An 18977-nucleotide genomic window follows, 5' to 3' on the forward strand; every position below is an offset into this window, starting at 1 on the left:
GCCCGCCTGCCTCACTTGAAGTGAAATGCTTCACAAGCCGCAATCCGCGATTGCGGTAGCCTCGTGCCATGGGGCGTGGTGAGTTGGAGGCGACAATGGAGCAGGACCTTCCGAAGCAGGCAGCGCGCACGCGATCCCCGGTGAAGGCGGCGGGTATCTGGCAGAGAATTCAATCCTGGGACAGCCGCCTCTCGGTCACCAAGGGACTGACGGCCGTGACCCTGCTGACCGGCTTCCTGGGCGGATATTTCCAGTACCTGAATTCCTATGAACAGAAGGTCGGCGAGCAGGCCAAGGCGGACATGCAGAAGGCGACCGACACCTTCCTCGAGATCTCGGACGCCTTCGCCGACGTGCAGATCCAGCAGGAGACCATGCTGCGCGAGCAGTTCGGCTCGCTGAAGGCGCAGGCAAGCCCCGCTTTCATTCCGGTGGACTCCAAGACATTCGGCTCGTTCTCGGACTATTGGAAGGCGCGCACGTCGCTGCGGCGGAACGGCGCCATCTTTGCGCGCAAGGCGGAGATCTACATCGACTGGCCCAGCGACCTCGGGCGCGATCCGGCCGCAGAGCACACGCTCGACCAGGATCCCCTGACGGCAACGCTGCTCACCAAGTACAATTTCGATTGCGATTCCGACGCCAACCTTCCGCAGTTCAAGGGTGCGATCTTCAATGGCGCCGATCCGGGACGCCCCAGCGACGAATTGTGCAACGACCCGACGGCCAATGGGCTCAAATCCTACGTCAACCTCTGTGCCAGGCGGGCGGACGGCGAGATCGATGCGTTGCAGAAGGTCGTGACCATCAACTGGTGGAGCGCCAAGCACCACGTCCTGGTGATGCACCACTGCTTCGAGGTGCTCCGCGGCGGACCGAATGCGTTGCAAGCTCCGGCCTCCGGCAACGACGTGCCGAACGATCGCAAGCTCGACAAACCACGCGACAGCAATGAGCACAGGCTGCAACTTCAGGCCCGCCGGCTGGACGCGTTCATGACGCTGACCATGGCGCAGCTGGATCGCATCAGGGTGCGATACCGCCCCACCGGCTTCTTCTGCCATGTTCCGCTCGCGCGCGATGCCATCGGCTATTTCAGCAACCAGTGCCTGCCGAACCAGCCGGTCACGAGCGAGCGCAGCTGAGCCGTACCGCGGAGACACCTTCCGGCGCCGGCAGCCGGCGTGATCGGCCTGTCATGACGGCCTGTTAGCATCGGCCGTGTCGATCAACCTGAAAGGACAATCCATGGATCTGAAGGCCGGCGATGTCGTGATGCTGAAATCCGGCGGTCAGCCGCTGACCGTCGCGGAGGTGAAGGAGAACGAGGCGCTGTGCCTGTGGATGGGCATGGAAGGCGACCTGTTCCGCGAGACGCTGCCGCTCGCCGTGCTCGTGCAGGTGGAAGAAGACGACGAGGACGACGAAGACGAAGATGATGACGAGGAGTAGGCACTTCTCGGACTGCATTCTCGTGCGAGCCGAGTTCGGCTCCGGCGCGCCCGGCGATGGATTTCGCAAGTGAAGCTCGCCGCCAATGGCTCGACGGTGAAGGCGCTGTGCGTCGAGGGCCTCACCGCGGCCCCGATGACGGGCGCGGGTTGATCAGACGAGGATACGAGGCGCCGCCGTGGCCTTGTCTCCGGAATTCGGCGTCCCCGTCGGTTCGATCAAGAGGATGTGCACTTCCCCACGCGCCACCGGCCGGTGCTCAACGCCCTTCGGCACGACAAAAACCTCGCCGGGGTTGAGGGTGACCGTGCGGTCCCGCAGCTCGATGTCGAGCGTCCCGCTGAGCACGAGAAAGAAGTCGTCCGTGTCCTCGTGCTTGTGCCAATGAAACGGCCCCTCAAGCTTGGCCACCATGATGTCGTTGTCGTTATAGGTCGCCACCGTGCGCGGGGAGAAGCGATCGGTAAACGTTGCGAGCTTCTCGGCGAGATTTGCGGGTGCTTTCATCGCGTTTCCTCAGGTGAACACTTCCAACTCATATGGTGACGGGTTACGCTCCTGGAAGGGATAGCACGACGTGCTTTGGGAGCTTCATATGACGCCTTCAAGGAGCACCATGGATGAGGATCGCAATTGTCGGAAATGGCGGCGGTCCGCTCAAAATGAAGCTTGGACCATTGATTGACGGGTGCGATCGAGTCGTTCGCATCAACGAATTCCGGACCAACGGTTATGAGAAATCCGTCGGTTCGCGCCTCGATATCCACATGGTCAATAGTTGGACCAGGATCGCCGGCCGGGACGACCAATGGCGAACCGGCCAGTGTCTGTGGTTCGCCTTTCCAGATCCCGTGTCATGGACGAGGATGGCGACGGAGTACGAGGGCTTCGAGCTGGAATACCTGACGAGGTGGCATCTCGATCTTCTTCCGGAGGAGGCGTCTTCTGAAATCCACGCTCGTGCACTGGAAGCGGTCGTTTCAGGTCCCGTGCAGTATTTCAGCCAGTCATTGATGATTGATCTGGTGCGCGCAATGGATTTTGAACGCGCGGGGATCATGATCGGCAAAGACGGCAAAGTTGTACAGCCAACGACAGGTCTGAAAGCACTGTCGCTCGCGCGCCATCTTTACCCAGATGCGGAGCTGCTTGCTTTGGGCTTTGATGGCTTCCAGTCAAGTACCTACTACTGGGATCCGCAGCGAGCCGACCAGTACGACAATCACGCGTACGCTCGGGAAGTCGATTATTTCAGTCAGCTTGTGCAGCGGGGGGCGATAACGAGACTTGATGTTCGCGCGCCCTGACGGGCTGCTGCATAGCGCTGTCAGGGCTTGCGATGACGGCATTGCCTGAGAGCTGGCCGGATTGTCGGCTGACGATGCTGCTCACCGCACCGGCGGTGAGCAAATGACGACATGGATCGAGGCGAGGGTTTCGCAACGGCGAAACCCCTCCTACGAGCTGATGTCGGTCGAGATCAGAACCGATAGTTGATGCCGCCCTTGGCCGTATGAAGCTGAACCTCGGTATCCGTGAACGACGCGCCGGGGAATGCAAGCGCATTGCCGTTCGACTTTCCGAGATTGATGTAGATGTACTCGGCCTTGAACGTCCAGCGCGGGTCGAAAGCCCATTCAAGGCCGCCACCGGCGGAGAAGCCCACCTGGACCTCCGACGAGGACGCGCTTCGCGTCAGGGCCGGGAAGAAGCCGTTGAAATTGGCAATGTTCGGCGTGGCGAGATTTGAGGTGAAGATGCTGTTCTTGACGTGGCCCCAGGCGAAGCCACCGGTACCGTAGATCAGCAGGTTGTTCGCCGCGTATCCGAGACGTCCGCGGATGGTGCCGAAGACATCGATTTCCTGCTTGAGATTGAATACGCCGGTGAAGGCGCCATTGTCGCCGCCGATCGTGCCGGTGACGCTGAACGGGCGGCTCGCCGTCTCCCTGATGGCTGCGCCGCTGACATCCGCTTCCAGACCGTACACGAACGTGCCGGACTGCCAGTTATAGCCGATTTGGCCGCCGCCGAATCCGCCCTTGGGGCTCACATCCAGAGAGAACGGCCCCGTGCCACCCGTGACGACATAGCCGGGGACCGTCCCGGTTGCGAGCGCGCCCGGATCGAAGGTCGCGGTCGGATCGCTCCAGCCATAACCACCATGCACGCCAGCATAAAAACCGGTCCAGCTGAATGCGACCGGCGCGGGCGGCGCCTTGGTGTAAGCCCTGCCGAGATCGGCCGCGAAGGCGCCCTGGGACAGACACAGAGCCGAGGCCAGAAGGGCAGCAGAGACGATGGACTTCATAACTTCCCTCAATGTTGTGCGCCGTGACAAGGCGGGGCCTCGCCGCGCGAGCGCCGGTAGAACCGCCGATGACCAGTCATGCGCCAATTACTATATTACAAGCCGATTATTAGACGTGATCCCACGTCTTGGCTGTAGCGGCGGAGACACAGCGTGGAGCTGCGGAACACGGTTCACGCGCGCCAAGTCCGCCTGACGCGACGCGGACCAGACTGTAGCGACATCAGGTACTCCTCAGACGCCAAGAACGCCATTTCGGCCGGCGTCGTCAGACCATCAGCTGCCTCGCCGCTGCCGAGATCATCACCAGCCCGCCGGTGATCACGGCGGCATCGAGGATTGCGGTGTGGATGCGCACCGGCATGCGCCCCACGAAAGCTTTCGCGAGGAACGCGCCGGGTACGGCCATACCGCCGATCAGCAGCGCCAAGGCGAGCACCTGCGCGGTGACGGCGCCGGCGAGGCCGAACACCGAGATCTTGATGAGGCCGGTGCCGAGCGAGATCATCGCATCGGTCGCAATCACGGCAGCGCCTTCGAGCCCTGCGGCCATCAGCAGCGAGAGCAGGATCACGCCGGAGCCCGAGGTGCCGCCGACCAGGACACCGTAGCCGACCGACCCGGCGGCAAGCCCGGCGTCGCCGATCCTGACATCGCGGCGGCGGAGCACGCGCCGCAGCGGCACGCTCAGGATCAGCATGGCGCCGATCACGAGCGCGGCGCCGGCATTGGTGAGGCGGGTGTAGCCGTAGGCGCCGAGCGCGGTGGTCAAGCCTGCGCAGGCCAGCACGACCAGCACGCGGCGGCGGTCCGCATGGCGGACATAGGCAAGCGCGCGGCTCGCATTGGTCAGCATCGCGGAGATCGCGATGATCGGCACGACGGGCTCGGCCCCGACCAGCGGGACCAGCACCAAGGGCATCAGCGCACCGGTGCCGTAGCCGGCGAGACCGCCGATAATCGATGCAAACAACGCCATCGCTGCGACCAGCAGAAGCTGCAGAAGCGAGATATCGGCGAAGCCTGAGACGATGGTCAATCTTTCTGGTCGCCTCTGATGCGGGCCACGGCTTGATCGGCGATCGCGGCGAGCGTGGCTTCCTCGCGTGGGAAATCCGACGCGAGCCAAGCGTCTTCGGCGAGCGTCAGCACATGGCCGAGCGCGGGTCCTTCGGCGAGGCCGCGCGCGATGAAGTCGGCGGCCTTCAGCGGGAATTTCGGCGCGCTCCAGCGCTGCGGCAGCTCGGCGAGCGCGCGCCAGCGCGTCGATGTGACGTCGCCGCCGTTGCGTGCCCAGCCAAGCAATACGCGATCGTGATAGCGCTCGGGCCCGAGCCGGTACAGCAAGCGCCGTGCCCTGGCTTCGTCTTTGGTGGCGAAGCGCCACCAGCGGTGCCCCATCGAATCCAGCGCCTTGGCCTCGGCATTGGAAAGCCGCAGGCGCACGGCGAGGCGCTTGGCGTCTTCGGTGACGGCGACCGCGAGCGCGGCCAGGCGCCGCGTGCTGCTGGGGCTGAGGCCGAGCTCGCGCTCGATTGCGATCATTGTGTCCAGGGGACCCGTGTAGACGACGCCGCCGGTCAACGCCTGCAGCAATCCGCCCTCGGCCATGGCCCGCACGGCCGCAGCCGCACCACCGGCGACCAGCAGCTTGAGCATCTCCATGCGCACCCGCTCGGCCGACAGGCTGGCCAGGCCCGCGCGTCCGCGGATGCAGGCGAGATAGCCGTCGCGGTCGGGCTCGCCGGCACCGAAGGCGGCGTGGATGCGGAAGAAGCGCAGGATGCGTAAGTAATCCTCGGCGATGCGCTGGTCGGGATCGCCGATGAAGCGCACGCGCCGCGCTTTGGCGTCGTTGATGCCGCCGACATAGTCGTAGACGACGCCGCGCGCATCGACCGACAGGCCGTTCATAGTGAAGTCGCGCCGCTCGGCATCCTTGACCCAGTCGCGGCCGAACGCGACCTTCGCCTTGCGGCCGAAGGTCTCGGTGTCCTCGCGCAGCGTCGTGACTTCATAGGGGTGGGCATCGATCACCAACGTGACGGTGCCGTGGTCGATGCCGGTCGGCACGCTCTTGATGCCGGCGGCCTTGGCGCGCCGTATCACCTCATCCGGCAGCGCCGTGGTCGCGATGTCGATGTCACCCGGCGCAAGACCGAGCAGCGCGTTGCGCACGGCGCCGCCGACCACCCGCGCCTCCTCGCCATCAGTGCCGAACAGCGCCAGGACGCGCGCGGTACCGCCTGCGGTCAGCCAGGGCGCATCGGCGAGTAAAGGCTCCGCGCTCATGGATCCGCCCCTACTTTTCCGTGCCCGGCACGAGCTTGCCGTCCTCGATATGGGCGGGGACGTAGGTCGAATCCGGCGGCGCGCCGGAGAACTCCGCCAAGCCGATGAGGCCGGCGATGACCAGCACGATCGCCACCAGCGCAAGACGCGCGACGATCGCGACCGGCCATGAGGAGCGTGCGAACACACCGGACCGCGTCGCCGCCAGGAACAGCGCATAGACGGCAAAGGGGATGAGGAAGATTCCGATCTCGGTCAGAACCGTCCGGATCATGACGAATAGATCCGCTCATACAGCACACGCAGCATGCCAGCCGTCGCCCCCCAGATGTAGCGTTCCGCGAACGGCATCGCGTAATAGGATCGCGGCGTGCCGCGGAATTCCTTGCTGTGCACCTGGTGGTTCACCGGATTCATCAGGAAGGATAGCGGCACCTCGAAGGCATCATCAACCTCGGAATGGTTGATGCTGAGCGAAAAGCCCGGCCTGACCTTCGCCACCGTCGGCAGGATGCGGAAGCCGAAGGCGGTGCCGTAGAGATCGAGATAGCCGATCGGCTCGACGAAGTCTCTGGACAGCCCCACCTCCTCCTCCGCCTCGCGCAGCGCCGCATCGAGCGGCGAGGCATCGATCGCGTCGATCTTGCCGCCGGGAAAGGCGATCTGGCCGGCATGGTCATTGAGATGCGCCGAGCGCTGCGTCAAGAGGATGGTGGGCTCGGGATGATCGACCACCGCGATCAAGACCGCTGCCGGGCGCACCGGCTGCTCGCGCGCGATGATCTCCAGCATCTTGTCGGTGCCGGGATCGCCCGAGGCGGGGATGATGTTGGGATCATAGAGGCCGGGCGGCACGTCGAAGCCGAGCCGAGCCCTGGAGCGGGCGAAGAAATCCGCAGCGCCAAGCGCGACCGGCTCGTCCGTCAGGATTGGGTTGTTCAAATTCAAAGCGCCGCCCTCACCTGCTCCGCATCGGCCATGGCGAAGAACTCGCCGGCCGACTCGACACCGAACATCGGCTGGCCATCGACCATCCGCTCCTCGCCCATGTCAACCAGATCGTAATAGAGCGCGCGCGTCACCTTAGCCCAGAGGTCGGCACGGACGTGCAGATAGGGCGTCAGCCCGCCATCCTCCGCCTGCTCGAAACGCAGCCGGTGCGCCGCGTCGCAGCTGACCCAGTCGTCGACATTGGTGCGGAAGTGCAGCACGCGATGGCTGCCCTCGCCGTCCTTCTGCATCTCGACCGCCATGAACGGCGCATCGTCGACGCGGATACCGACCTTCTCCACCGGCGTGACCAGGAAATGCTTGTCGCCCTCGCGCTTGAGAATGGTCGAAAACAGCCGCACCAGGGCGGGACGCCCGATTGGCGTCCCCATGTAGAACCAAGTACCATCGGAGGCGATTCGGATGTCGAGATCGCCGCAAAACGGCGGATTCCACAGATGCACCGGAGGCAGGCCCTTTTTGGCGCCTTCGGCATTGGCAGCGCTTTTGGCGGCGGCAGTCAGTCCCTCGAGACCCCGATCGGCGCTCTGCCCTTGGTTCGCCATGGTTTGCCCTGACTTTGTGATTGGCACGATTGGTGCAGGTCTACGTTGTACTTAGGTGCGCGGTTCCATCCGGAATAGTCCGATGTGGAGGTCGCCACTTCGTGATGCCGTACATACCCCGAAGCCGATAAGGTGGGGATAGGTTAATTCAACGAATACATGGCCTTCCTGCAAGTCTAGCATGGGGCCCATGATCTGGCGTGATGACCTGACGTGACAGGCTGACGATGCAAGCAAGCCGCGTTGCACAGGCTGAAGGAGCAAGCGAATGGCGGAGAGTGTCGAGAAACTCGAGGACGGGATCGTCCGTTCGGCCGAGCAGGTGTCGAGCCAGGTTCGCGCGGCCAAGGACGCGATCGCCTCGGTCATCTTCGGCCAGGATCGCGTGATCGAGAACACGCTGGTCACCATCCTCTCCGGCGGCCATGCGCTCCTGATCGGCGTGCCGGGCCTTGCCAAGACCAAGCTGGTGGAGACGCTCGGCGTCACGCTCGGTCTCGACGCCAAGCGCATCCAGTTCACGCCCGATTTGATGCCTTCCGACATTCTCGGCGCCGAAGTGCTGGATGAGAGCACCGCGGGCAGGCGCGCCTTCCGCTTCATTGCCGGTCCCGTATTCGCGCAGCTCCTGATGGCCGACGAGATCAACCGCGCCTCACCGCGCACGCAATCGGCGTTGTTGCAGGCGATGCAGGAGCAGCACATCACCGTCGCCGGCGCGCGTCACGATCTGCCGAAACCCTTCCACGTGCTCGCGACGCAGAACCCGCTGGAGCAGGAAGGCACTTATCCGCTGCCCGAAGCCCAGCTCGACCGCTTCCTGATGGAGATCGACGTCGACTATCCCGACCGCGATGCCGAGCGCCGCATCCTGTTCGAGACCACGGGCGCGGAGGAGACGCTGGCCAAGGGCGCGATGACGCCCGATGCGCTGATCACCGCGCAGCGCCTGATCCGGCGCCTGCCGGTCGGAGATTCCGTGGTGGAAGCAATTCTCTCGCTGGTGCGCTCGGCCCGCCCGGGTCCGGACGCCGGCGAAGCCGGCAAGTTCATTGCCTGGGGCCCCGGCCCGCGCGCCAGCCAATCCCTGATGCTGGCGGTGCGCGCGCGTGCGCTGATCGACGGCCGCCTGGCCCCCTCGATCGACGACGTGCTCGACCTTGCCGAGCCCGTGCTGAAGCACCGCATGGCGTTGACGTTCCAGGCGCGCGCCGAAGGCCGCACGATTCCGGACGTGATCCGGCAATTGAAGACACGGATCGGTTGATGGCAGCGGAGAACGGGCGGGCAGCGAAGGAGATCCTGGCGATCCGACGTGCCGATGGCGAAAGCCGCACGCTCGCCGCTTCGTTGCCGCGCCTGGTGCTCGAGGCCCGCCGCATCGCCGCCAACGTCATCCACGGCCTGCATGGACGGCGCCGCGCCGGCTCGGGCGAAAACTTCTGGCAGTACCGCCGCTTCGTCTCGGGCGAACCGTCGCAGAACGTCGATTGGCGCCGCTCGGCGCGCGACGACCATCTCTACGTGCGCGAGCTGGAATGGGAAGCCTCGCACACGGTCTGGATCTGGCCGGACCGCTCGCCCTCGATGGCGTTCGCCTCGAAGACCGCGCGCGTGTCCAAGCTCGAGCGGACGCTGATCGTCGCCTTCGCACTGGCCGAGCTGCTCGTCGCCGGCGGCGAGCGCGTCGGCATTCCCGGGCTGATGGCGCCGACCGCAAGCCGCAGCGTCATCGACAGGATGGCGCAGGCGATGCTGCATGACGATGCAGACCGACTGAGCCTGCCGCCATCCTTCGTTCCGGCCGCGCTGGCCGAGATCATCGTGCTGTCGGATTTCTGGTCGCCGATCGCCGAGATCAGGACGACGCTCGCCGGGCTGTCCAGCTCCGGCGCGCACGGCACGATGGTGCAGGTGGTCGATCCCGCCGAGGAATCGTTCCCCTATTCCGGCCGCGTCGAGTTCGTCGAGCCGGAAGGCTTTGGCGTGATCACCGCCGGCCGCGCCGAGAGCTGGGCGCAGGACTACACCGCGCGGCTCGCGCTGCACCGGGACCAGATCCGCGCCGAGACCAACAAGCTCGACTGGCTGTTCACGACGCACGCGACCGACCGCTCCGCCGCCGAACTCTTGCTGTTCCTGCATGCGGGCATGCAGGTGAGCAAGTCCGGCGCACGCACCACGACGATCAAGGCGGGGCCGGCCGCATGATGGGATTGCCGCTCGCCTTCACGCAACCGCTGCTCCTGATCGGCCTCCTCAGCCTGCCCGTGCTGTGGTGGCTCCTGCGCGTGATGCCGCCGCGGCCGCGGCGCATCGAGTTTCCGCCGACGCGGCTGTTGTTCGACATCACGCCAAGAGAAGAGACGCCCTCGCGGACGCCATGGTGGCTGACCGCGCTTCGCCTGCTCGCCGCCGCGCTGGTGATCTTCGCCGCCGCCGGCCCGATCTGGAATCCGCAAACTGGCGTCGCCGGGAGCAAGGCGCCGCTGATGATCATGTTCGACGACGGCTGGAGCGCTGCATCGCACTGGGACGTCAGGATCAGGACCGCCGACGAGCTTATCGCCAATGCCGACAATGACGGCCGCGGCATCGCGCTGGTGCCGCTGTCCGAGCCGAACCGCGACATCACCCTGATGCCGGCGGGTGCGGCGCGCGTCGCGCTGCGGCAGCTGGCGCCAAAGCCCTATTCGATCGACCGGGTCGAGACGCTGGCTGCGGTCGACCGTTTCCTCAAGGTCACCGGCGACTGCGAGATCGCCTGGCTCTCGGACGGCGTCGACACCGGCCGCGGCGAGGACTTCGTGGCCGGCCTCGGCAAGACCATCGGCGACCGCAGCCTGACCGTGTTCGAAGGCGGCACCTCCTCGCCGCTGGCCCTGGTCGCCGCCGAGAACGCCGCGGCGAAGATGACGGTGAAGGTGCTGCGCACCGACAGCGGGATTGCGGTCGGCACGGTGCGCGCGCTGGACCAGAAGGCCTCGCCGATCGGCGAAGCGCGCTATTCGTTCGGCCCGCAGGACAAGGAAACCGAGGCGGCGTTCGATCTGCCGGTCGAGCTGCGCAACGACATCACGCGGCTCGAAATCTCCGGCGAGCGCTCGGCCGGCGCGGTGCAGCTGCTCGACAAGCGCTGGCGTCGCCGTGCCATCGGCATCATCTCGGGCGCGACCAGCGAGACCGCGCAGCCACTGCTGGCGCCGACCTTCTATCTCACCCGCGCGCTGGCGCCGTTCGCCGACGTCCGGCTCGCCGACAAGGGCTCGCCGCAGCAGGGCATCACGCAGTTTCTGGACCAGAAGCTGCCGATGATCATCCTCGCCGATGTCGGCACCATCGCCCCCGAGCTGCGCGAACGCCTCAATGCCTGGGTCGACCAGGGCGGCGTGCTGGTGCGGTTCGCTGGGCCCCGGCTGGCACAGGCGGAGGACGACCTCGTGCCGGTCAAGCTGCGCAAGGGCGGCCGCACGCTCGGCGGCAGCCTGACCTGGGAGAAGCCGCAGCATCTCGCCTCCTTCGCCGCCGACGGTCCGTTCGCCGGGGTCGCAGTGCCGAAGGACGTCACCGTGAGCCGGCAGGTGCTGGCCGAGCCCGACGCCGTGCTCGCCACCAAGAGCTGGGCCTCGCTGGAAGATGGCACCCCGCTCGTCACCGGCGAGCATCGCGGCAAGGGCCTCGTCAGCCTGTTCCACGTCAGCGCCGACATGCGCTGGTCGGATCTGCCGATGTCGGGCACCTTCGTCGAAATGCTGCGGCGGGTGGTCGACATGTCCGGCTACACCGCAAAGCCCGGCGCCGGCGTTGCCGGCGAAGCGACCGCTGAGACCGTGGCGCCGCTGCACATCCTCGACGGATTTGGCGCGTTCGGTCCGCCGCCCGCGACGGCGAAGCCGCTTCCTGCGGATTATCGCGACCGCGCCACATCAGATCATCCGCCCGGCTTCTACGGTCCGGCAGAAGGACCGCTCGCCGTGAACACGCTTGCCAGCGCCGACCGCATCGCCGCCCTGAACACCGCGAGCCTGCGCGCCCGGCACGCCACCTACATCAATGCCGAGCCGCGCGATTTGCGCGGCTGGCTGCTGTCGACGGCGCTCGCGCTGTTCCTGATCGACGCCATCATCATCGCGGTGCTCGGCGGCGGCATTGCCGCGCTGCTGCGCCGCCGCGCCGCGCCCGCGATGATCGTGCTCGCCCTGCTCGCGGGATTCGCGGCGCTCTCGCCGGCGCCGTCGCGCGCCGACGGCGTCACGGACGAGTTCGCGATGAAGTCGGTGTCGCAGACCCGCCTCGCCTATGTCGTCACGGGCAATGCGGACGTCGATTCCATCGTCAAGGCGGGAATGAACGGGCTGACGCTGTTCCTGGCCCAGCGCACTGCGCTCGAGGCCGGCGATCCCGTCGGCGTCGATCCCGCGCGCGACGAGCTCGCGTTCTTCCCGCTGATCTACTGGCCGATCGTGCCGGGCGCGCCGAAGCCGCCGCAGGACGCCATCAACAAGATCGACGCCTACATGAAGCAGGGCGGCACCGTGCTGTTCGACACCCGCGACGCGATCGAGGCACCGCCCGGCGCCAACGGCGCGGCGCAGACCCCGGCGATGCAGACGCTGCGCGAGATCCTGTCCTCGCTCGACGTGCCCGAGCTCGAGCCGGTGCCGCGCGAGCACGTGCTGACCAAAACCTTCTATCTGCTGCGCGACTTCCCCGGCCGCTTCACCGCCGGCCAGACCTGGGTCGAGACCTTGCCGCGCGAAGACGACGATGAGAGCGCGCAGCGGCCGGCGCGCGGCGGCGACGGCGTCTCGCCGATCATCATCACCTCGAACGACCTGGCCGGCGCCTGGGCGGTGCGGCCCGACGGACAGGCCATGCTGCCGGTGACCGGCGGCGACGCCCGCCAGCGCGAATTCGCCTACCGTGCCGGCGCCAACATCGTGATGTACACGCTGACCGGCAACTACAAAGCCGACCAGGTGCACGCTCCGGCGCTGATCGAACGGCTGGGGCAATAGGATCGACATGAACTACGGCATCGCGTTCACACCGCTTGTTCCTACCATCGTGCTGTGGCTCGCGCTCGCCGCGATCGTCATTGTCGCGCTCGTGCTGCTGCTGGCGCGCGCGCGCGGCGCCGCGGTGCGGGTGGCCGCGCTGGCGCTGTTCCTGCTGGCGCTTTCCAATCCCTCCTTCACACGCGAGGACCGGGATCCGCTCACGTCGGTCGCCGCTGTTGTCGTCGACAAGAGCCCGAGCCAGAACTTCGGCAACCGCACCCGCGAAGCTGCGCAAGCGCAGGAGGCGCTGGTCGACAGCCTGAAGAAGATCAAGGGTCTCGAGGTCCGTGTCGTCGAAGCCGGACAGGCCGACGGCGAGACCGACGGCACAAAGCTGTTCGGTGCGCTGGCCTCGGCCTTGGCGGACGTCCCGGTCGACCGCGTCGCCGGCGCGTTCCTGATCACCGACGGCCGCGTCCACGACATTCCCGCGAACGCCGCCGCGCTCGGCTTCCAGGCGCCGGTGCACGCGCTGGTCACCGGCCAGAAGGACGAGCGCGACCGCCGCATCGCGATCACCGCCGCGCCGCGCTTCGGCATCGTCGGGCAGAGCCAGACAATCTCCTACCGCCTCGACGACCAGGGCGTCACCGGCGAGCGCGCCAGGGTCACGGTCCGCCGCGACGGCGAGGTCATCAACGAGCGCACGCTATCGAGCGGCCAGGCCGCGAGCGTCGACGTCGACATCAAGCATGCCGGGCCGAACATCGTCGAGATCGAGGCCTCGCCGCTCGAACGCGAATTGACGCCGGTGAACAATCGCGCCGTCGTCGCCATCGACGGCGTGCGCGACAAGCTGCGCGTGCTGCTGGTCTCGGGCGAGCCACATTCGGGCGAGCGCACCTGGCGCAATCTGCTCAAGTCCGACGCCAGCGTCGATCTCGTGCATTTCACCATTCTGCGCCCGCCGGAGAAGCAGGACGGCACCCCGATCAACGAATTGTCGCTGATCGCGTTTCCAACCCGCGAGCTGTTCCAGCAGAAGATCAACGAATTCCAGCTGATCATCTTCGACCGCTATGCCCGCCAGGGCGTGCTGCCGATCCCCTATTTCGAGAACATGGCACGTTACGTGCGCGCAGGCGGCGCCGTGCTGGTCTCGGCCGGCCCCGACTATGCCTCGAACAGCAGCATCTGGCGCACGCCGCTCGATTCGGTGCTGCCGGCCGAACCCGTCGGCGTCACCGAGAAGCCGTTCTATGCGCATCTGTCCGACCTCGGTAAACGTCATCCCGTCACGCGCGGGCTGGAAGGTTCTGCGAGCGAGCCGCCGCGCTGGAGCCGGTTCTTCCGCACCGTCGATACCCGCAATGCGGTCAACCCGCCCGTCATGACCGGCGTCGACGGCAAGCCGCTGCTGTTCCTGTCTCGCTTCGGCGAGGGCCGCGTCGCGCTCCTGCTGTCTGACCACATCTGGCTGTGGGCGCGCGGCTATGAGGGCGGCGGTCCGCATCTCGACCTGCTGCGGCGGATGTCGCACTGGCTGATGAAGCAGCCTGATCTCGACGAGGAGGCGTTGCGCCTCCAGGTGCAGGGCAAGGACCTCGTCGTGGTGCGTCAGACCATGGCGGACAGCGTCCAGCCCGTCAGCGTGACCTCGCCATCGGGTGTATCGCAGGATCTGACGCTGAGCGCCGGCGATCCCGGCGAGTGGCGCGCCAGCCTGCCAGCGAGCGAGCTCGGCCTGTGGCAGGCCACCGACGGCACGCTGAAAGCGCTGATCAATGTCGGCCCGACCAATCCGAAGGAGTTTTCGGAAGTCACCTCCACGGTCGATACGTTGAAGCCGCTGACACAGGCGACAGGCGGCGATGCCGTGCGCGTGGCCTCTGGCTCGAGCGTCGAGCTGCCGCGCATCCTGCCGGTGCGCTCGGTCGGCATGTTCCACGGCGACGGCTGGATGGGCGTGCGGATGCGCGACGCCAGCGTCGTCAAGGGCGTCGGCGTGCTGCCGATCTTCGCCGGCGTGATCGGCCTGCTGCTGCTGCTCGGCGCATTCGCGGCGACCTGGGTGCGCGAGGGGCGGTGAGCTCCTGAGGCCCGATGAAATTCTGCCGACTGTCCATGGCTCACCTCTCCCCGACGGGGAGAGGTCGGATTGCTACGGCGCGCATTGCGCGCCATAGCAATCCGGGTGAGGTGCCGCAGCGCATCGTGAGACCGTAAGCCCTCACCCGGCTCGCATCTCCGATGCGATCCGACCTCTCCCTTCGGGAGAGGTGTTTCGAATGCTTGGCGAGCACCATTCATCCCACGCCCGTTGCCCGAAGGACACATCGGGCGGCTGCGTGCACAGGCAGCTCGCCCTGCCGTTGACATGCACGGACCGTCGGGCGATGTTATACTATAACATCGCGGCGTCCTGGGATTGACGCCTCGGTGTGGGGGTGGCGTTTTCCAGATGAAGTGGTTCCGGTCGAAGATCAGGCACGGCGCCCGGCTCGCATTGTTCGCGATGCTGGTGCAGCTCGCGCTGACGTTCGGCCACAGCCATTGGTTCGCGCAGGCCGCGCCTTTTGCTCAATCCTCGGTCCAGCAGACCGATAGCGCCAACGACGTTGCAGCGGTCGACCGCGCCGCGGTGCAGAAGCAATCGCCGGCGAGCCCCGACCGCGAGCATTCGGGCGAAGACAATTGCGCCATCTGCGCCATCATTGCGATGGCGGGCACGATCGTGTCGGCGACGCCACCCGTGCTGCTGCTGCCGCAGGCGATCGAGCTGCTCCAGCGCAGCCTCGACGCCGAGTTCGCTCATCTGACATCGACCGGCACGGCGTTCCAGCCGCGCGCCCCTCCTGCGTCCTGACTCCAACGCTTGATCACGCCCAGCCTCGCCGCCCATCGGCAAGTATCTGGGAGAAGTTGAAGTCGAATTCCGTCGCGTCGCGACGGCAGGCCGCCTCCGGTCAGCAGAGCATCATCCGGACGGCGCCTGAGTGGAATCAGGACCATGTCATTTCAATTGCGACGCGCGCAGCGCCTTGGCGGAGCAAGCCTGCTCCTGCTCGGCGCCGCCGCTACATCCGCGTTCGCCCAAGACTCGGCACAAGACAGATCGTCGACCGAGCTTCCCGCCGTCACCGTGACCGCGCCGAGCCCCATCGTGCGTCGAGCAGTGGTGCCGTCGCGCAACGCGGGCCGCGGCACGCGGACCGCGCGGGTGCGCAGCCGTGAGCAGACGGCGGAAGCGGCGCCGGCAGCCCCGGTGCCTGCCGCGCCTCAGCAAGGCGTGCTGCCTGTTGTGACCGATCAGTTCGCGACCGTCACGGTCGTGCCGAACGAGGAGATTCGGCGCAACGGCGGCGGCACGCTCGGCGATCTCCTGTTCTCGAAGCCCGGCATCACCGGCTCTGAATACGCACCCGGCGCATCGAGCCGCCCGATCATTCGCGGCCTCGACACCAACCGTGTCGGCATTGTCGAGAACGGAACGGGCAGCAACGGCGCGTCCGACCTCGGCGAGGATCACTTCGTGCCGATCGATCCGCTGGCAGCCAACCAGGTCGAGGTCATCCGCGGACCGGCGACGCTGCGCTACGGCTCCACCGCGATCGGCGGCGTGGTCAGCGCAACCAACAATCGAATTCCGGATGCTTTGCCGTCCTGCACGGCGCCCTTCCCGACTTACGGACTCCCGACCAAGGCGCCGCTGGCAAACGTGGGATCGCCGGGCTGCATCACCGCGGAAACACGGACGGCCGTAACTTCGGTCGATCGTGGGACCGAAGGTGCCGTGCTGCTCGATGCCGGCGGCGGCAACTTTGCCTTCCACGCCGATGCCTTTGGCCGCAAGGCCGGCGACTACAACATCCCGAGCTACCCGTTCTTGACGGACCCGACGCTGCCGTTCAACGGACGCCAGCCGAATTCGGCATCGCAGGCCTACGGCGGATCTGTCGGCGGCTCCTACATCTTCGACGGCGGCTACGTCGGCGCGGCAATCACGCAGCACAACGCGCTCTATCACATTCCCGGTATCGAGGGCAGCGAGTTCCTGACGCGGATCGACGGACGACAAACAAAATTCACGACAAAAGGCGAGTATCGGCCGGACGCGGCGGCGATCGATGCGATCCGGTTCTGGGCCAGCGCCACCGACTATAAGCACGATGAGGTCGGGCTCGCCGACTCTGCCGACCTCGGCTCCCTCGGCGTGAGACAGACCTTCACCAACAAGGAACAGGAAGGCCGCGTCGAGGTGCAGCTTGCGCCGTTCGACGTCCGCTTTGCCGCGCTGACCACCGCTGTGGGTGTTCAGGCGTCGCACCAGAAGCTGACTGCGCCGAGTCCGGACGATCCAGGCAGTCCGGTCAACGGACTGTTCGATCCGAACAAGAACACAAAGGTCGCCGGGTACATCTTCAACGAGTTCAAGTTCAGCGAAGCCACCAAGGCTCAGATCGCCGGGCGCGTCGAGAGCGCAAGGTTGAGCGGCACGGCGCCAGCCTTCGTCCCCGATGTGTTCGACCTCGCCGTCGATCCGGCCGCGATCGGCCCCGCAACAGCGGTCAACCGCAACTTCACGCCGGTGAGCGGGAGCATCGGCCTGATCCACAGCCTTCCCTGGGATCTGGTCGCCAGCATCACCGGCCAATATGTCGAACGCGCGCCGAAACCGGCGGAATTGTTCTCGCGCGGCGGCCACGATGCCACCACCACTTTCGACATCGGCAATCCCAATCTCGGCATCGAGACCGCCAAGTCGGTCGAGGCGGGACTGCGACGGGCGGTCGGGCCGCTTCGCTTCGAAATCACCGGCTACTACACCAAGTTCAACGGCTTTATCTACCGGCGCCTGACCGGCAACACGTGTGAGGACGGCGTTTGCCAGCTTGGCGCCGGCCTCGAACTGAATCAGGCGGTCTATTCGCAGCGCGACGCGACATTTCGTGGCGGCGAATTCCAGTTCCAGTACGACGTGATGCCGGTCTGGAACGGGATCTGGGGCATCGAAGGTCAATACGACATCGTGCGTGCGACCTTCGATGACGGCACCAACGTGCCACGCATTCCGCCTCAGCGGCTGGGCGGTGGTGTGTACTATCGCGACGCCAACTGGTTTGCCCGGATCAACCTGCTGCACGCGTTCGCGCAAAACGACATCGCAGCGATCGCGGAGACGACGACGCCTGGCTACAACCTGCTAAAAGCCGAGGTCAGCTACAAAACGCAGCTCGATCAACGTTGGTTCGGCGCGCGCGAGATGCATGTCGGGCTCGTCGGCAACAACCTGCTCAACGAGAACATCCGCAATGCCGTCTCCTTCAACAAGGACCAGGTGCTGTTGCCCGGCATCGGCGTCAGGGCGTTCGCGAACTTCAAGTTCTAGGTAACGACACACGCCGTCATTGCGAGGAGCTCTTGCGACGAAGCAATCCAGACCGCCTCCGCAGAAAGATTCTGGATTGCTTCGCTGCGCTCGCAATGACGGAGTATGACGCGCGCAGCCGCGCGTCTTCTCGACGGTCTCTTAGCCGGATGAGCTACGAGCAGTGTCGTAGCCCGGATGGAGCGCAGCGTAATCCGGGGTTCTCTCGTTGCGGAAGACCTTCCCGGATTGCGCGGCGCTCCATCTGGGCTACGGCGTTTCCAACGACGCGCGCCGCTCCTATGTCCGCGCCTTGCTCCAGTCGGGGCCGACCGCGCCCGACACGCCCTCGAAGGCGCCGTCGACGAGCTCGAACACCAGGATGCGCGCGGCATCGACGGGACCCGGCATGGTGACGCGGCCCTTGGCGACCTGCTTGAAGCCGACGCGGCCGTAATAGGGCTCGTCACCGACCAGCAGCACGAGGCGGTGGCCTTTTGCCCTGGCGTCCTTCAGCGCGCGCTCCATCAACTGACGGCCGATGCCGCGGTCGCGGAACGGCGGCTCGACGGTGAGCGGCCCGAGCAGCAGCGCGGGCGTTTCGCCGATCAGGATCGGCAATTGCCTGACGGAGCCGACCAGGAGCGTGCCGATACGGGCCGTGAAGGACAGTTCGAGCAGATGGTCGACGTGCTCGCGGATCCGGTAGGCGCTCAGCACGAAGCGGCCGGGGCCGAAGGTGCGTTCGTGCAGCCGCTCGATCGCCTGAGCGTCGCCGGCGGCTTCGGGAAGAATGGTCAGTGAGAGATCGTTCATGTCAATTCGCGGAGTAGCACTTGCGCCTGCGAAGGTCCATGGGCCTCCGTTTCGCCGCCCGGCCGGGTAGCTATAGCGTTTGAGAGTTTTTCCCTGCGGCCATCCTTCGAGACGCCCGCTGAGGCGGGCTCCTCAGGATGAGGGCGGAGTGCGCGGCCGCACTTTCAAAGGGGGCGCCGACG

The 18977-nt window shown here is 66.1% G+C and carries 17 protein-coding genes; 9 read left to right on the forward strand and 8 right to left on the reverse strand.

Annotation, left to right across the window (positions count from 1 at the left end):
• Window positions 1-95: 95 nt before the first annotated feature.
• Both ACM43_RS04400 and ACM43_RS04405 read left to right on the forward strand, forming a co-directional pair.
• Complete coding sequence (locus ACM43_RS04400; protein ID WP_128263021.1) at window positions 96-1145, forward strand: hypothetical protein; 1050 nt, start codon at window positions 96-98, stop codon at window positions 1143-1145.
• 103 nt (window positions 1146-1248) lie between these two features.
• Window positions 1249-1452 carry a DUF2158 domain-containing protein gene (locus tag ACM43_RS04405; RefSeq protein WP_036024831.1) on the forward strand — a complete coding sequence of 68 codons (204 nt, stop codon included), beginning with the start codon at window positions 1249-1251 and terminating at the stop codon, window positions 1450-1452.
• Between the two features lie 153 nt (window positions 1453-1605).
• Here the strand turns inward: ACM43_RS04405 and ACM43_RS04410 are convergent, their stop codons facing one another.
• Complete coding sequence (locus ACM43_RS04410; protein WP_036024830.1) at window positions 1606-1959, reverse strand: cupin domain-containing protein; 354 nt, start codon at window positions 1957-1959, stop codon at window positions 1606-1608.
• Window positions 1960-2072: 113 nt separating this feature from the next.
• On the opposite strand from ACM43_RS04410, the gene ACM43_RS04415 reads away from it, so the two are divergent.
• Window positions 2073-2759, forward strand: a complete 687-nt coding sequence (locus ACM43_RS04415) for a glycosyltransferase family 29 protein (protein ID WP_271538333.1) — start codon at window positions 2073-2075, stop codon at window positions 2757-2759.
• Window positions 2760-2932: 173 nt separating this feature from the next.
• On the opposite strand, the gene ACM43_RS04420 is transcribed toward ACM43_RS04415, so the two are convergent.
• The 6 genes from ACM43_RS04420 to ACM43_RS04445 all read right to left on the reverse strand — a co-directional run bounded on the left by ACM43_RS04420 (window position 2933) and on the right by ACM43_RS04445 (window position 7611).
• Window positions 2933-3763: an outer membrane protein gene (locus tag ACM43_RS04420; RefSeq protein WP_271538335.1), complete on the reverse strand. Its 831-nt coding sequence runs from the start codon at window positions 3761-3763 to the stop codon at window positions 2933-2935.
• 268 nt (window positions 3764-4031) lie between these two features.
• Window positions 4032-4802 carry a sulfite exporter TauE/SafE family protein gene (locus ACM43_RS04425; RefSeq protein ID WP_271538337.1) on the reverse strand — a complete coding sequence of 257 codons (771 nt, stop codon included), beginning with the start codon at window positions 4800-4802 and terminating at the stop codon, window positions 4032-4034.
• The gene (locus tag ACM43_RS04430) at window positions 4799-6055 is read right to left on the reverse strand and encodes a CCA tRNA nucleotidyltransferase (protein ID WP_271538339.1); all 1257 of its coding nucleotides are present in this window, start codon (window positions 6053-6055) and stop codon (window positions 4799-4801) included. The genes ACM43_RS04425 and ACM43_RS04430 overlap by 4 nt, the downstream gene beginning before the upstream one ends.
• A 10-nt stretch (window positions 6056-6065) precedes the next feature.
• Window positions 6066-6329 carry a DUF6111 family protein gene (locus ACM43_RS04435; protein WP_036013774.1) on the reverse strand — a complete coding sequence of 88 codons (264 nt, stop codon included), beginning with the start codon at window positions 6327-6329 and terminating at the stop codon, window positions 6066-6068.
• Window positions 6326-6997 (reverse strand): CoA pyrophosphatase, encoded by a 672-nt coding sequence (locus tag ACM43_RS04440; RefSeq protein ID WP_271538342.1) that lies wholly within the window; start codon window positions 6995-6997, stop codon window positions 6326-6328. The genes ACM43_RS04435 and ACM43_RS04440 overlap by 4 nt, the downstream gene beginning before the upstream one ends.
• A gap of 2 nt (window positions 6998-6999) precedes the next feature.
• Window positions 7000-7611, reverse strand: a complete 612-nt coding sequence (locus ACM43_RS04445; RefSeq protein WP_271538344.1) for a DUF1285 domain-containing protein — start codon at window positions 7609-7611, stop codon at window positions 7000-7002.
• Between the two features lie 268 nt (window positions 7612-7879).
• On the opposite strand from ACM43_RS04445, the gene ACM43_RS04450 reads away from it, so the two are divergent.
• From ACM43_RS04450 to ACM43_RS04475, 6 genes are all read left to right on the forward strand, one after another.
• Complete coding sequence (locus ACM43_RS04450; RefSeq protein WP_025038173.1) at window positions 7880-8878, forward strand: AAA family ATPase; 999 nt, start codon at window positions 7880-7882, stop codon at window positions 8876-8878.
• The gene (locus tag ACM43_RS04455) at window positions 8878-9822 is read left to right on the forward strand and encodes a DUF58 domain-containing protein (protein ID WP_036024824.1); all 945 of its coding nucleotides are present in this window, start codon (window positions 8878-8880) and stop codon (window positions 9820-9822) included. The genes ACM43_RS04450 and ACM43_RS04455 overlap by 1 nt, the downstream gene beginning before the upstream one ends.
• On the forward strand, window positions 9819-12629 hold the full coding sequence (locus ACM43_RS04460; RefSeq protein WP_271538346.1) for a DUF4159 domain-containing protein: 2811 nt from the start codon (window positions 9819-9821) through the stop codon (window positions 12627-12629). The genes ACM43_RS04455 and ACM43_RS04460 overlap by 4 nt, the downstream gene beginning before the upstream one ends.
• 7 nt (window positions 12630-12636) lie before the next feature.
• Window positions 12637-14700 (forward strand): hypothetical protein, encoded by a 2064-nt coding sequence (locus tag ACM43_RS04465; RefSeq protein ID WP_271538348.1) that lies wholly within the window; start codon window positions 12637-12639, stop codon window positions 14698-14700.
• Window positions 14701-15072: 372 nt separating this feature from the next.
• On the forward strand, window positions 15073-15477 hold the full coding sequence (locus tag ACM43_RS04470; protein ID WP_271538351.1) for a DUF2946 family protein: 405 nt from the start codon (window positions 15073-15075) through the stop codon (window positions 15475-15477).
• Window positions 15478-15621: 144 nt separating this feature from the next.
• A complete protein-coding gene (locus tag ACM43_RS04475) occupies window positions 15622-18000 on the forward strand; it encodes a TonB-dependent receptor (RefSeq protein WP_271538353.1) in 2379 nt (792 codons plus the stop codon).
• Window positions 18001-18279: 279 nt separating this feature from the next.
• Here ACM43_RS04475 and ACM43_RS04480 read toward each other — a convergent pair whose 3' ends face one another.
• Window positions 18280-18795, reverse strand: a complete 516-nt coding sequence (locus ACM43_RS04480) for a GNAT family N-acetyltransferase (RefSeq protein WP_271538355.1) — start codon at window positions 18793-18795, stop codon at window positions 18280-18282.
• Between the last annotated feature and the right edge of the window lie 182 nt (window positions 18796-18977).

The sequence above is a fragment of the Bradyrhizobium sp. CCBAU 45321 genome (assembly GCF_028128975.1).
Taxonomy (GTDB): Bacteria; Pseudomonadota; Alphaproteobacteria; order Rhizobiales; family Xanthobacteraceae; genus Bradyrhizobium; species Bradyrhizobium yuanmingense.

Bases quoted from the DNA above. Each gene is read 5' to 3' on its own strand.
- ACM43_RS04455 (WP_036024824.1), top strand. From the start codon at position 8,878: ATGGCAGCGGAGAACGGGCGGGCAGCGAAGGAGATCCTGGCGATCCGA.
- ACM43_RS04410 (WP_036024830.1), bottom strand. From the start codon at position 1,959: ATGAAAGCACCCGCAAATCTCGCCGAGAAGCTCGCAACGTTTACCGAT.
- ACM43_RS04475 (WP_271538353.1), top strand. From the start codon at position 15,622: ATGTCATTTCAATTGCGACGCGCGCAGCGCCTTGGCGGAGCAAGCCTG.
- ACM43_RS04400 (WP_128263021.1), top strand. From the start codon at position 96: ATGGAGCAGGACCTTCCGAAGCAGGCAGCGCGCACGCGATCCCCGGTG.
- ACM43_RS04420 (WP_271538335.1), bottom strand. From the start codon at position 3,763: ATGAAGTCCATCGTCTCTGCTGCCCTTCTGGCCTCGGCTCTGTGTCTG.
- ACM43_RS04465 (WP_271538348.1), top strand. From the start codon at position 12,637: ATGAACTACGGCATCGCGTTCACACCGCTTGTTCCTACCATCGTGCTG.
- ACM43_RS04460 (WP_271538346.1), top strand. From the start codon at position 9,819: ATGATGGGATTGCCGCTCGCCTTCACGCAACCGCTGCTCCTGATCGGC.
- ACM43_RS04435 (WP_036013774.1), bottom strand. From the start codon at position 6,329: ATGATCCGGACGGTTCTGACCGAGATCGGAATCTTCCTCATCCCCTTT.
- ACM43_RS04470 (WP_271538351.1), top strand. From the start codon at position 15,073: ATGAAGTGGTTCCGGTCGAAGATCAGGCACGGCGCCCGGCTCGCATTG.
- ACM43_RS04450 (WP_025038173.1), top strand. From the start codon at position 7,880: ATGGCGGAGAGTGTCGAGAAACTCGAGGACGGGATCGTCCGTTCGGCC.
- ACM43_RS04430 (WP_271538339.1), bottom strand. From the start codon at position 6,055: ATGAGCGCGGAGCCTTTACTCGCCGATGCGCCCTGGCTGACCGCAGGC.
- ACM43_RS04480 (WP_271538355.1), bottom strand. From the start codon at position 18,795: ATGAACGATCTCTCACTGACCATTCTTCCCGAAGCCGCCGGCGACGCT.
- ACM43_RS04415 (WP_271538333.1), top strand. From the start codon at position 2,073: ATGAGGATCGCAATTGTCGGAAATGGCGGCGGTCCGCTCAAAATGAAG.
- ACM43_RS04445 (WP_271538344.1), bottom strand. From the start codon at position 7,611: ATGGCGAACCAAGGGCAGAGCGCCGATCGGGGTCTCGAGGGACTGACT.
- ACM43_RS04405 (WP_036024831.1), top strand. From the start codon at position 1,249: ATGGATCTGAAGGCCGGCGATGTCGTGATGCTGAAATCCGGCGGTCAG.